The organism is Jeotgalibacillus sp. ET6, from assembly GCF_029667115.1.
Taxonomy (GTDB): Bacteria; Bacillota; Bacilli; order Bacillales; family Jeotgalibacillaceae; genus Jeotgalibacillus.
The window spans coordinates 60823-73911 of sequence record NZ_JARUIU010000010.1 but is presented as its reverse complement, the minus strand read 5'-3'; the positions used below and the strand labels follow the sequence as shown (position 1 = coordinate 73911).

Below are 13089 nucleotides of genomic sequence, written 5' to 3'. Positions count from 1 at the left end.
TTGACTTATTTTGTTATATGAGATGTATTCCCAATTCAGGTAAAACGAAACTTCAATCTTTATTTAATTAACAATGATCTTGGGTGGCGCGGAATAAAAAAACTGCAATTGAAGGAGTCAAAAGAGAAAAGAGAGGAAAGGGAGTATAAGGGGGACTACCAGAAGGAGATAATCCCTGTCCCAGTGGAAAGTATCCTGTTAAAGTGCAGTGAAACAGTCAAAGAGCTTGAGACACTTTTGTCCCAAGCTCTCTGTTGATTAATGGCTGCTAATAATTCTGCCAGGCTCTTTCATACATCTGAAGGAGAATCGGTTCGATTAACGTATTAGGCTGGTAGTCAAATGTATTGCCATCCTGATTCTCAATTTCACGGTCGATATCTTTTCCAAAGACCGTTAAACCCTGCAGAACTTCTTCATCTAAAAATTGTGTTTCAGTCCTAAGCTCAATCGTTTCTATTACACCTTTGATATCCTCTCGTTTTGCCATGACAAACCCCCAGTCCCCAAAGCTTGGGATATCGACATGAAGGTTTTCTGTATGCAAACCAGCCTGCTGGACGGTGTAATCAATCGTCCAGTAGACATCAGTTGCAAACGTCGGGGAGGTGGATTGTATCATGACTGTGCCACCTGGGTTAAGATGATTTCGAATAAGCTGATAAAACTGCAGCGTATATAATTTATTTAAAGATTCGTTATTCGGATCAGGCAGGTCCACAATTATGACATCCCAGAAACCTTCTGCTTCCTCAAGATAAGAAAAAGCATCCGCATGATGAACGTTGACTCTAGGGTCAGAAAATGAATCGCCGTTAAGTTCAAGCAAATCGTAGTTCGTTTTGGCAAGCTCCACAACTGCGGGGTCTAAATCCACCAGATCTACGTCTTGAATGTCGTCATATTTCCAAAGTTCACGCAGCACAAGACCATCACCGCCGCCAAGCACCAATACATTTTCAGGATCTTTTACGCTTGCTACAGCAGGATGGACAAGCGTTTCATGATACCGGTACTCGTCTGTTGAACTCATTTGCAGCTGTCCATCCAAAAACAGTCTGACATCCCCTTGTTCTTTTGTTAAAATAATTTGCTGGTAATCGGTCTGGTCATGATAAATAATGGGGTCCCGGTACAGCTTTTGTTCGAAAGTAAAAGCAACTTCGTCTCCCCAGAAAACGCCAGACAGCAGCACGATAAATAGCGACACACCGGATATCAGATGAAAACGGTAGCGTGCGATTTCTTTTTTAAAATAATTTAATACCCAGAGCGCCACGCCAACATTAATCAATGCTACGATAAAAGCCGTCTTAACCAGACCAAACTCCGGCCGGAGATAAAAAACAAATAGAAGCCCGCCAATAAGGCCGCCAGCGTAATCGGAGAAAAGAACCCGTGCAGTGCTTTTGCTCAATGTTACCCCAATTTCGTTTGCCTTACGAATTAAAATGGGGAGCTCAAGACCGGTTAAAGCGCCGACAATTAACGTAATGGAGTAAAGAAAAATAGCGTCTGTTCCTCCAGGAAGAAAGGCTGTCACCCCGAAAAACAGAAAAGTGGAAAAGCCGCCAATTAGTCCAATCGCATATTCGATCCAAATAAAAGAGGTGATCAGATTCTTGGTAACACGTTCACTAATAGAAGCTCCGATGCCCATTCCAGTTAAAAAAAGTGAGATGGTGAGCGTATATTGCTTCACACCATCTCCCAAAATGTAAGAGCCTGCCGCTCCGAATAATACTTCAAAAATGATTCCGCATATCGATACAATTCCAGATGCCCAATAGATGGCCTTGCTTTGTTTAATTCCTAAATCATTCAGGCTCTTCATCTTTTAAACTCCTTATAACTGCCTTCTTTAAAAACGTGAGGGCAAATGTTACGTAATGGATGCGCCGATAACAAACGCAAGTCCGACAGAGACACCAAAACTGATAATTCCAACAGCCAGATTTCCTTTATGTAACTGCTCTTCAACTGAAAACTTACGGGTGAATAATTCAAACAGCAGATAGGCTATAAGCTGCAGAACAACGCCAATGCCGCCCCAGATCAGTGTCTCAGTAATTGCGAAACTATTATAAATCGCGAAGGCAAGAATAATGCATATGCCAATGATTTTACCGCTGATCGAAAGTGCAACAGCTTTGTTGCCGTTTAAAATCTCATCCCAGTCTTTATATTTCTTTGTTAATACCTCAAAAATAGCCAAACCGATTACTACGATAGCAATAGCAATAGCAAAATACATAATGGTCAGTAAAAATGGTTCCATCATTCAATCTCCTCTCAATGTAAGTTATTTTCCAGCTCCGGTCCCGCCGCCGCGATTGCCAGATGCACCTCGAATGGTCGGCGTAGATGTTTTTCCTACATAGCTCCCTGAAGAATTATAGCCGCCATAGCAGCGTTCAGGATTTAAATTACACGTTTGATTTCGCTGTGTGCTCCAATTGTTTCCGAAAATATTACCCAGCAGACTTGCTAACAAGTACCCTTCAAAGAAGCCTGGACTGTAATTATTTCGTACAAATTCTTCTTCCGCCACTTCGATCATAGTATTTGAAGCATTATCCTCTGATTGAGTTAACGTAACAAAATACTCATCATAAATAAAGATTTGTTTTCCTTCATTTTCTTCGCTCATCTCAGTGGGTTCTTCATGTCCTTGAAGTGAATCTGCAACAGACGCAATATCCTGGTTTTCAGCTCTGTATACGCGGGCATACTGATCACTGTTTTCTGTACTGGCAATTGTATCGTATAAAGGATATGTATTGCTGATATATTCCTCGATCCCATCTTTAAAAATGGAGCCAGAACCATTTCCGCATGCAGCGACAAATAGAAGGACGGCTGCGATCAATACAGATAGAATGGATTTTTTCAACTTGTTCACCTGCCTTTCATTGCTGCTTGGCACAAAAAAGGGATAGGATCTGTTTTACAGATCCTATCGTGCTGTCATTTATTACGCTTTGCCCATTTTCTTTTTAAGCGCTGCAAGCTCGTCATCCACGCCGTTATCCAACTGTTTAAATTCATCATCCAGGCTGCGGTTTGATGAACGCATGTCTTCACTTGTTTCAGCCTCAGCTTCAAATTGAAGGACTTTTTCTTCCATGCGGTCAAAGCCGCTTCTGGATTCATCAGACCCGATTCCTGACATCGTACGGTTCATTTTTGTACGAGTCTGAGCTGATTCAGCACGGGCTTTAAGAGAATCTTTTTTCAATTTCATTTGATTGTATTCATTTTTCATTTCATCAAGTTTCTGGCGAAGAACAGCTGCATCTTCTTTTGCTCTGGTATAAGATTCCTGAAGAGAGGAAGCCTGTTCAGCATGAACCTTTTTATCTTCCAATGCGCGTCGTGCCAAATCTTCATTTCCGGCTTCGATCGCTTTCATTGCCTGTTCTTCACGTTTTGAAACCATGCTGTTGGCATCTTCCACTTTCTTTTGAAGCAATTTTTCATTTGCAATTTGCTTCGCTACAGCACTTTCTACTTCGCGAATATCCGCTTCCATATCGCGCATAAACTGATCAAGCATTTTTACCGGATCTTCTGCTTTATCCAGCATGGCATTTAATTCTGAACCTACTACCGTTTTTACTCGTTTAAAAAATTGAAACATGTGAATTCCTCCTGTATATTCTTTTTTTATTGAGAGCCGGCAATAATTTTAAGCTCGTATTCTTCAATCTCATACCCTGTGCTTGCTTCAACATCATTTCCCCAAATCTCAATGGAAAGGGCTTTTTCGTCCTCGTCATCATAATAGGAGAAATACTTGCACTGGGCACCATCGACATTTTGGCTTCTGCCTTCTCCACGCACGGTTGCTGTACCATGCTCATCTTGATAATAAACTACACCTTCATGCTCGATATTTTTAGGCAGAGGCTCCTGCAGTTTAAGTGCTGCTTTTTCATATATGCCAAGCTCAAGCTCATCATCCATTTCCACACTGAGCCAGATCACTTTAGACACACCCTGGAGCTGATACGCATACCACTTGAAGCCATGGTCATTGTAGGAGAGCTTTCCTACCACTTCATAATCCTCGAGGTCGTACGTTACAATATCCTTTACCTTTAAATTCATAACTGTGCGCTCTTCTACAGCAGCTCGTTCTTTTTCCTTGCTGCCAAATAATCTACTGAAAAAGCTCATAACGTCATCACGTCCTTTTTTCACCCTTCCTGATTGGCTACATTCATTAATACGGCCAGGAAACAAAAAGGTTTCTTAAATTTTGAAAAATAATTTCAATGCCTCTCTTCAACGATACCATGATATAGGCTTTATTGAAAATTTCTATTGCGGGGTGTAATTCATTTTGAAATACTAAATAGAAATACATGGGAAAATGGAGGTGCCCGATGATTAAAAAGCTGGATATTCAAAACCGGGAGACAGCAAGGAAAGTGTTAGCTGTTCAGCTTCCTGCTTATCAAATAGAAGCGGAAATGATTGACTATTGGGACCTTCCTCCATTAAAAGATACCGAAGAAACGCTGCAGGCATGCAATGAACTTTTTTTCGGGTGGTATGCAGACGAAGACAGTCAGCTGGGCGGAGTGATTTCTTTCAAGAAAAAAGGAGATGTAATCGATATTCATCGTCTGGTTGTACATCCTGGCCATTTTAGAAAAGGAGGAGCGGGAGAACTGCTGCGATATTTGGAAGAAACCTACAAAGGATATGTGTTTCAAGTAAGCACAGGCTCGAAGAATGAACCGGCTATTCGTTTATATGTAAAGCATGGGTTTCGTGAAAGGGAACGGATCAAAGTGGATGATCGATTGGAAATTTCATGCTTTGAAAAGGGATGAGTCAAAGCTGTCCGTAATTTGTGAAAGGAACTGCAGTTTAAAGTAAGTTTGGACTTCTTGATCTGAAGGAGAGGATTAAATGTTTGTGAAAGGAATAAATCATTTCCTGTTTTCCGTTTCAAACCTGGAAAAATCGATTGCATTCTATACATCTGTATTTAAAGCAAAACTGCTTGTTAAGGGGAGAACGACTGCTTACTTTGACTTGAACGGGATGTGGATTGCGTTGAATGAAGAAAAAGACGTACCGAGAAAAGAAATAAAAGAATCGTATACACATATCGCATTTTCAATTGAGGATAAAGATTTTGAAGAAGTCTGTACTCATCTTCATCAGTCAAATGCAGATATTCTTCCAGGAAGACCAAGAGCAGAAGAAGATAAGAAATCAATCTATTTTCAAGATCCTGATGGCCATAAATTTGAGTTTCATACTGGTACACTGATGGACCGCATCGAGCATTATAAAAAAACTAAACCGCATATGAAGTTTTATGAGAGAGCCGAAAATGATGCTAAAAAAAAGCATTGAATTGTGGTCTTTAAGGGAACGCATTTTTCCGGAGGATAATGACCTTGCCGGACGCATCTCCGGATTTTAAAAATGATCTGCTGGTGTTTTCGTAGAAGAAGCGATTCCTTTACAGCAGTTTTAAATTTTCAGCATACTGTTCCGTGCCTATTTTTTATCCTTTAATTGGGTTTTCTTCTTAGACCTAAGGGTACATGGTAAAAAAAGGGGGCATTTTAAATGATGAAACTAACAAAGATAGGCGGAGTGGCTGCTTTAGCTTTTTTGCTTGCAAGCTGTCAGGACGCTGAAAACGAAACAACGGAGGAAAGTGTCGAATCGGTTAATGAAACTTCTCAAAATGAAACGGATTTAGAAGATAAGGAAGTACCGGAAACTGAAGAAAACTCTGAAGAAAACAGCTCAAATGAGGATATGGAAGAGGGTTCTTCAAGTGATGCATCCGATACTCAATCAGATGCCGAAGAAGAAACAATAGCGTCTGAATACTTCATTCATTCACACACGTATCTTGCTGAAACCGCCATATTAACAGCATATAGTATTGAACGTAAGGACGGTCAAAACAGTTCTCCAGAGGAACGGCTGAAACAGTCTCTGATTGAAAATGATCCTTCCGAACAAGAGATTCTTCGCAACTATACTGAAATGACTGCAGAGTGGCCTGAGCTGCATGTGAATTTTACAGAAGAGGGAAATCAATTATCCACAACCTCTGCTCAAACGAATATGTTTTATGACTCGCTGATCGGCATAAGCGACTTATATGGAATTGAACAAATTATATTTTTCAATCCTGATGGTGAGAAAGATATCATTGTAGCTCAAAGTCCAATCGATGAGCCTATAGTGATTGAAGAGGAGAGAGGTCAAACGCGTGGATATTATACCATCTACGATAAAGACTTAGAGCAAACCTTGTTCCTGCCCGGTGGTGCGCTGGAGGAAAAAACGGCTGATGAAAACGGAGAGGCTTTATCTTTCTCAGATACAATAGAAGCAATGAAGGCAGTTGAAAATGAAGATGCTTTTTATGGTTCGGCCATGATAGAGGGGCTGGAGGTTGTTAGCGCTTCACTCGAGGATGGCATGGCTGAAGTTCATTATACGGTGGATGATGAGATCGTAACGGAAGATGATCAGACGGTGCTTGAAAACGCAATTCAACTCACTGCCCTTGACTTCCATGCAGAGGAACTCCTGCTGGTTAATGATACCCTGGAAGAAAGCATAAAATACCCATTACTAAAGCAGTAAATTTTAATTCATAAGATGGGAAGTTACGAGTCAAAATATGAGCATGAAAGCTTTTTGAGGTGTTCAAGTGAAGAAAAAGTATAAAATATTTGCAGCAGCAGCAGCTGGAATTACACTTCTGGGTTTGTTTTTTTATACTCAGAATAATTCTATTGTCACTACACATTTAAGCATTAAGTCAAAGAAGCTGCCGGATGAATTTTCAGGTTATACGATTGTCCATCTGTCCGACCTTCATAGCAAAAGCTTTGGAAAAAACCAATCTCGACTTATGGAAGAACTACAGGAGTCAGAGCCTGATTTAGTTGTGTTTACTGGAGATCTGGTTGATTCAAGAAGATACAATGAAAAAACCAGTATGAAAGGGATGGATAAGCTGACTAAAATTGCACCTGTCTATTATGTGACGGGCAACCATGAGGCAAGATCAGGGAAATTTAACGATCTGGAAAAGAAACTTGAAGCAGCGGGTGTTTTCGTTATGAGAAACACATTCGTTGAACTTGAAAGGCATGGGGCATCGATTCAGCTTTTAGGAGTGGATGACCCGCTGCAATCAATGGATAACAATGAGTCGAAAGCAATGAACAATGTGCTGACAACTGTTACGGAAGAGATGAATGAAGATGACTTCAAGATTCTTCTTTCCCACCGGCCCGAACTATTCTCTTTATACAGACAATTTGATTTGGATCTAGTTTTTTCAGGTCATGCACACGGCGGGCAGATCAGATTTCCATTTATAGGCGGTGTTATCGCACCGGGGCAGGGAGTATTTCCTGAATATACAGCAGGTGTATACAGTGAGGATGATACGTCTATGATCGTCAGCCGCGGCCTGGGAAACAGTCTTTTTCCTCTGAGGGTATTTAATCGTCCTGAAATTATTGTCACGACACTGATCTCAGATAAAAACGGATAATGCGAAAGTATAAGCGTTTTTGCTCAGTACCGATACCGCTTTGCAGACTTTCGCCAAAGCAGGAAAAAGAAAGCAAGGCTGATATAGCCGAACAAAGGATATAAAAACCCTAATAAGGCGCTGTATGAAAATGAACTGAAAGCTGCACAGAATAACACAACGGCAATGATGACATGCATACGTCTGAACCGGATATAGGTGGTAATTTGTTTTTCTGCTCCATATACATTGCCCACGATTGAAGTGAAGATTTCTCCGAAGATTACGAGCATATAAATCCAGTAAAAGGAAAGCATAGCTCCCTTCATTACGGCTGCCATGGGAATTTCATAATGAGTGAAGCCAGGCAGTGTGACGAGCGTCAGGTGACTTGCGATGAGAATAAGGGTTAGCACGCTTCCTCCCAGTATTCCCCCTAAACGCACAGCCGATTTATCATTGACTTCTGCTGCGAGCGGGACAAGGACCGCCTGAGCCATTGCCAAATTCATAGCCGGATAAATAAACGGCGAGGCAAAGGCTTTCCATATGCTGTCCTGATTTGGCACCATAAGCAGATGTTCGATGAAACCATCCTCCGAAACAGAATGAAACATTAGCAGTAAAGTGAAGCCAATCATAAGTGGAACAATAAATGTATTAACCGCCACAAGTCCTTTTGTACCCAGCGCCATAACCATTAACAGTAAAATTATCGTAAGTAGCACTCCTGCCATCCTTGGCAATCCCAGCTGTTCTTCAAATAACGCCCCTGCTCCTGAAAGCATCACTGTACAAAAGCCTAATAGCATAACAAGCATGATCAGGTTTATTCCTTTTGAAATCCTTCTGCCAAACAAATGCTCATTCAGCTCTTCATAGGAACGTGCCTTTAAGTCAATCGCTTTAATCATCAGGCTTGTCCCGAGTGTTATAAAAAAATACCCGCTCAGGGCTATTCCAAGCAGCCCCCACACTCCATATTGCGAAAAAAATTCTACAATTTCCTTTCCTGTAGCAAATCCAGTTCCAACTACCGTTCCTACATAAACAGCAGCAATCTGACATCCCTTATTCCATGGCTTCACATATATTCCTCATTCCCACTTGAATTACATTCATACACCCATGATCCATTACCGGAATTTATGGTATGAAACTAGCCTATGTTTTTTAAGATTGCAGTAGAAGAGAAGAGGAATAAATCAACCCTGATATTGTGTTTGTCCCGGAAAAAGAGTATAGTTAAATGAGAATGATAATCAATCGTGATGATAAAAGAGGAGCGGATCGCTATGCATAACCAGGAAATCTTTGATGTCACTGTGATTGGAGGAGGTCCTGCAGGACTTTATTCGGCCTTTTACAGCGGGCTGCGGGAATTAAAAACAAAAATTATAGAGTATCAGCCGCAGCTTGGCGGGAAAATCCACGTGTACCCTGAAAAGATGATATGGGATGTAGGCGGACAGACTCCTCTGCCGGGTGCAAAATTAATTGATCAGCTGGTGGAACAGGGGCTGACATTCAACCCTGATGTGGTATTAAATGAAAAAGTACAATCCATCAACCGGACAGCAGACGGGATGTTTCGATTAGACGCTTCTTCAGGAAACCAGCATCTTTCTAAAAGTGTAATTGTTGCTGTTGGAAGCGGCATCTTAAATCCTCAAAAGCTGACGATAGAGGGTGCGGACCGATTTGAAGTAACGAATCTACATTATACAGTTAAGTCACTACAGCGCTTTAAGGACAAAACCGTATTGATTTCAGGAGGGGGAAATTCAGCCATTGATTGGGCTAACGAGCTAGAGCCTATTGCAAAGAAAATCTATCTGACCTACAGGAAGGATTCGTTAAAGGGGCATGAGGCACAAGTCACACAGCTGCTGAACAGTTCAGCGGTCTGCATGCTTTCCACTTCCATAACGAAACTGGCTGCTGCACCAGATCATGAAACCATCGAAAAGGTGGAGCTCACCAATCAGCACAGCGGCGAAGTGACCATACTTGATGTTGATGAAGTCGTCATTAATCATGGCTATGAAATTGATTCAGCTCTTATTAAAAACAGCGAACTCGGCATCCAGATGATTGACAATTTTTATGTGTCCGGCAGTGCCAGCAGTGAGTCCTCCGTGCCGGGTCTATATGCTGCAGGAGATATTTTAAAGCATGACGGAAAACTTCATCTGATTGCAGGAGCTTTCCAGGACGCAGCCAACGCCGTAAATAAAGCCAAGCAATATATACAGCCTGAAGCAAGCAGTGCTGCGATGGTCTCCTCACACAATGAAGTGTTTAAAAAGCGCAATAAAGAGCTGGTGAAGGAAATGATGAAGTAAATCATAGGGATTAAGTGCAGGGTCTGGGGCAGATATGCCTCAGACTTTTTAACCGCGTTCTTCACTTCAGAGGCACGTTTTTTTTGCATTGACAGACGTTTATCTCATCCGCGTGCTTTGCCTTGATACTTTCTCAGTCCGATTTTACACACTGATGGATGTGCCGCCGTAAAATCCGCTCATTTCATACGCATACGATATTCTCCTCAAAGTTAAAATTTTTTCTCGCTAGTAGCTTCTGTTATTATGAGGAAGAGTTTAATCAGAAACTATCAACTTTTTTAGAGGTGACAGGATGAGCAGCGGGAAAATTATTTTTTTTGATATTGATGGTACACTTTTAGATCATGATAAGAAATTACCGGCATCTGCTAAAGATGCAATCAGCCGGCTGAAGGCCAAAGGTCATCATCTGGCAATTGCAACAGGAAGGGCGCCGTTTATGTTTGAAGATTTGCGCCGGGAGCTGTCTATTGATACGTTTATCAGCTACAACGGACAATATGTGGAGCATAACGGGGAAGTGATCGTAAGCAACCCGCTCCATTACGACAGCTTAAAAGAATTAACAGAGTCAGCTGCAGTGAAGAATCACCCGCTTGTTTACATGGGGAAAAGCGAAATGAAAGCCAATGTAGAGAAACACGATAGGATTACGGCGAGCTTTAATTCGTTAAAAATTAAATCCTTTCCAACACATGATCCGTCCTATTTTCATATGGAGGAAATTTATCAGACGCTTCTTTTCTGTGAAGGAAACGAAGAAGAGGCGTATGATGAAAAGTTTGAGCATTTTGACTTTATCAGGTGGCATCCTCAATCTGTAGACGTGATACCGGCGGGTGGCTCTAAAGCCAAGGGGATTGAAAAAGTCATTGAGGTCCTTTCTTTAAAGATGGAAAATGTATATGCATTCGGAGACGGGTTAAATGATATTGAAATGCTGGCATCCGTTGGGCATGGGATTGCGATGGGCAATGGCTGCAATGAAGCAAAAGAAGCTGCAGATTTTACGACAGCTGCAGTTGATAAAGATGGGATTGCAGAAGGATTAAAGAGGGCAGGTCTACTCTAAGCCAATCAATAAACAAGACAGTAAAATGTATGGTAATAAAGAGACGTGAATTATAAAAAAATGAAGAGCTTGGGACAAAAGTGTCTCAAGCTCTTTGACCGGTCCGGCTGCGCTTCAGGTGGACGCTTTCCGCAGGGACGGCGCTGAGCCTTTTCAGGGCCTTGCCCTGTAAAGTCTCAGCTTGCCCTCATATCCTGCAGGAGTCGCCACCTTCCGATCCGTTCTCCTACTCCTATTAATAAATATATCCACATCTTTTAGACATTTTTGAGTTTTGTCCCAACCTCTTTTGATCGGTTCGCTTCAGGCAGAGGGATTCCTTGCGAAGCTTTAATTTTCATGACCTTACCCAGCAAATGCAGAAACAGGTTAATTCCGAACTCCGCGTTTTTCAATCGCTATGATAAACGGCGAAGGGGTCTGGGTATTCATAAATTGATATCTTAGTACGTGAGCGGTTTCACCATCAATGGTTTGAACAAATCTCAGAAGGTAATCACGCTCCACTGCACCCTCGGGATGACCGTGATAAATAACCAGGACGATCATTCCACCCGGCTTAACCATCTCCAGCAATTTCTCAATGGCAGTAATCGTCGTCCTCGGCCTTGTGACGAGTGTTTCATCGCCGCCTGGCAAGTACCCGAGATTAAAAATGGCTCCCGAGATCGCTCCGTGGTGGACAGGAGGTATTGCCTGGTCTGCCAGTTCATGTCCTTCCTGAAACAGCATAACCCGGTTTCTTAATTGGTGTTCCTCCAATTTAGATGCGGTTTCTTCTATCGCTTCCTGCTGAATATCAAATCCATATACACGTCCATGTTCACCCACAAGCTGTGCTAGATAAAGCGTATCGTGGCCATTGCCCACTGTAGCGTCCACGACGACATCGCCTTTTTGAACAACCCGTTCAAGCAGCTGGCGTGCATATGGCAGTATGCGGTCTAAATTCATGGCTGCGGACTCACCTCTTTAAAATGTTTTCCCTGATAGGACCCACGGCGGATCAATTCCTTATCAATATCGTTTAAGACATTCCATTTGTCCACACTCCACATCGGTCCGATCATTAATTCAATAGGTCCGTCCCCTGTGATTCGATGGATAATCATTTCCGGCGGCAGGATTTCAAGCTGGTCACACACTAAATTCACGTAGTTCTCCTGGGTTAAAAACTCCAGCTTTCCTTTTTCGTACTGCTTCACCATAGGAGTGCCTTTTAAGAGGTGCAGCAAATGAATCTTAATTCCCTGAACATCCAGTTCAGCAACCGCTTTTGCTGTTTCCATCATCATTTCGTAGTCTTCTCCTGGAAGACCGTTAATAATATGAGAGCATACCCGGATTCCTCGGTCCCGCAGTTTTTGAACGCCTTCTTTATAGCATTCAAAATCGTGGGCGCGGTTAATTAATGTGGCTGAGGATTCATGAACAGTTTGCAAACCGAGTTCGACCCATAGATAGGTTCGCTCATTCAGCTCTGCCAGATAATCCACAACATCATCCGGTAAACAGTCAGGCCGTGTTGCAATGGACAGGGCCACCACATCATCAAAGCCGAGAACCGTTTCATATTTTTCACGCAACACTTCTACAGGCGCATGTGTGTTGGTGAAGGCTTGAAAGTAGGCCATATACTTGCCGTTTTTCCACTTTTGATGCATTCTGTCTTTTACTTCATTAAACTGCTGTTCAAGCGGATCCACCCGGTTGCCTGCAAAATCCCCGGAACCGGCCACACTGCAGAACGTACAGCCGCCATGAGCAACAGTGCCGTCGCGGTTAGGACAATCAAATCCTCCATCCAGTGCAACTTTAAAAACTTTATGTCCAAAATGGTTTCGCAGATGGTAGTTCCATGTATGGTACCGTTTTTGGTCTTCCGCATATAAAAACGGATTTAATTCACTCATATTTATAACTCCTTTAAAAGCAGGTTCTTCACCTGTTTTCTTTGTCATCTATAGCGCATTCTATCATGTTCCTGCCGTCCGCACCAATCACTTGAGGATTAAATAGTAAAATAGGCACGCAGGTGGAATGATCATAATTCCTTCATACATAGTAGCAACTCAGAAATTCAAATTCTTAAATAAACTAACGATATTTTAAAAAGGCCAGCAATTTTCTCAAAAGAC

14 protein-coding genes are annotated in these 13089 nt (G+C 42.0%); 6 read left to right on the top strand and 8 right to left on the bottom strand.

What is annotated here, in order from left to right:
* Positions 1–268 precede the first annotated feature (268 nt).
* From P6709_RS17475 to P6709_RS17455, 5 genes are all read right to left on the bottom strand, one after another.
* Entirely contained in the window at positions 269–1834 is a 1566-nt protein-coding gene (locus P6709_RS17475; RefSeq protein ID WP_278242219.1) for a polyamine aminopropyltransferase, read from the bottom strand.
* Positions 1835–1882: 48 nt separating this feature from the next.
* Positions 1883–2278, bottom strand: a complete 396-nt coding sequence (locus P6709_RS17470; RefSeq protein ID WP_278242218.1) for a DUF350 domain-containing protein — start codon at positions 2276–2278, stop codon at positions 1883–1885.
* Between the two features lie 24 nt (positions 2279–2302).
* Positions 2303–2893 carry a DUF4247 domain-containing protein gene (locus P6709_RS17465; protein ID WP_278242217.1) on the bottom strand — a complete coding sequence of 197 codons (591 nt, stop codon included), beginning with the start codon at positions 2891–2893 and terminating at the stop codon, positions 2303–2305.
* An 81-nt stretch (positions 2894–2974) separates the two neighbouring features.
* Complete coding sequence (locus tag P6709_RS17460; protein ID WP_278242216.1) at positions 2975–3640, bottom strand: PspA/IM30 family protein; 666 nt, start codon at positions 3638–3640, stop codon at positions 2975–2977.
* A 26-nt stretch (positions 3641–3666) separates the two neighbouring features.
* Positions 3667–4179 carry a DUF4178 domain-containing protein gene (locus tag P6709_RS17455; RefSeq protein WP_278242215.1) on the bottom strand — a complete coding sequence of 171 codons (513 nt, stop codon included), beginning with the start codon at positions 4177–4179 and terminating at the stop codon, positions 3667–3669.
* A gap of 209 nt (positions 4180–4388) precedes the next feature.
* Here P6709_RS17455 and P6709_RS17450 point away from each other — a divergent pair, with 209 nt between their 5' ends.
* The 4 genes from P6709_RS17450 to P6709_RS17435 all read left to right on the top strand — a co-directional run bounded on the left by P6709_RS17450 (position 4389) and on the right by P6709_RS17435 (position 7552).
* The gene (locus P6709_RS17450) at positions 4389–4841 is read left to right on the top strand and encodes a GNAT family N-acetyltransferase (protein WP_278242214.1); all 453 of its coding nucleotides are present in this window, start codon (positions 4389–4391) and stop codon (positions 4839–4841) included.
* Positions 4842–4920: 79 nt separating this feature from the next.
* Positions 4921–5373, top strand: a complete 453-nt coding sequence (gene fosB, locus P6709_RS17445) for a metallothiol transferase FosB (RefSeq protein ID WP_278242213.1) — start codon at positions 4921–4923, stop codon at positions 5371–5373.
* Positions 5374–5592: 219 nt separating this feature from the next.
* Positions 5593–6630 carry a hypothetical protein gene (locus tag P6709_RS17440; RefSeq protein WP_278242212.1) on the top strand — a complete coding sequence of 346 codons (1038 nt, stop codon included), beginning with the start codon at positions 5593–5595 and terminating at the stop codon, positions 6628–6630.
* 67 nt (positions 6631–6697) lie between these two features.
* The gene (locus P6709_RS17435) at positions 6698–7552 is read left to right on the top strand and encodes a metallophosphoesterase (RefSeq protein WP_278242211.1); all 855 of its coding nucleotides are present in this window, start codon (positions 6698–6700) and stop codon (positions 7550–7552) included.
* A 23-nt stretch (positions 7553–7575) separates the two neighbouring features.
* On the opposite strand, the gene P6709_RS17430 is transcribed toward P6709_RS17435, so the two are convergent.
* Positions 7576–8619, bottom strand: a complete 1044-nt coding sequence (locus P6709_RS17430) for a YkvI family membrane protein (RefSeq protein ID WP_278242210.1) — start codon at positions 8617–8619, stop codon at positions 7576–7578.
* A 207-nt stretch (positions 8620–8826) separates the two neighbouring features.
* Here P6709_RS17430 and P6709_RS17425 point away from each other — a divergent pair, with 207 nt between their 5' ends.
* Both P6709_RS17425 and P6709_RS17420 read left to right on the top strand, forming a co-directional pair.
* Entirely contained in the window at positions 8827–9876 is a 1050-nt protein-coding gene (locus tag P6709_RS17425) for an NAD(P)/FAD-dependent oxidoreductase (RefSeq protein WP_278242209.1), read from the top strand.
* A 295-nt stretch (positions 9877–10171) separates the two neighbouring features.
* Positions 10172–10951, top strand: coding sequence for a Cof-type HAD-IIB family hydrolase (locus tag P6709_RS17420; protein ID WP_278242208.1), 780 nt, complete (start codon positions 10172–10174; stop codon positions 10949–10951).
* Between the two features lie 369 nt (positions 10952–11320).
* On the opposite strand, the gene P6709_RS17415 is transcribed toward P6709_RS17420, so the two are convergent.
* Complete coding sequence (locus tag P6709_RS17415; RefSeq protein ID WP_278242207.1) at positions 11321–11905, bottom strand: class I SAM-dependent methyltransferase; 585 nt, start codon at positions 11903–11905, stop codon at positions 11321–11323.
* Positions 11902–12864: a TIGR01212 family radical SAM protein gene (locus P6709_RS17410; RefSeq protein WP_278242206.1), complete on the bottom strand. Its 963-nt coding sequence runs from the start codon at positions 12862–12864 to the stop codon at positions 11902–11904. Before P6709_RS17410 ends, P6709_RS17415 begins: the two co-directional genes overlap by 4 nt.
* Between the last annotated feature and the right edge of the window lie 225 nt (positions 12865–13089).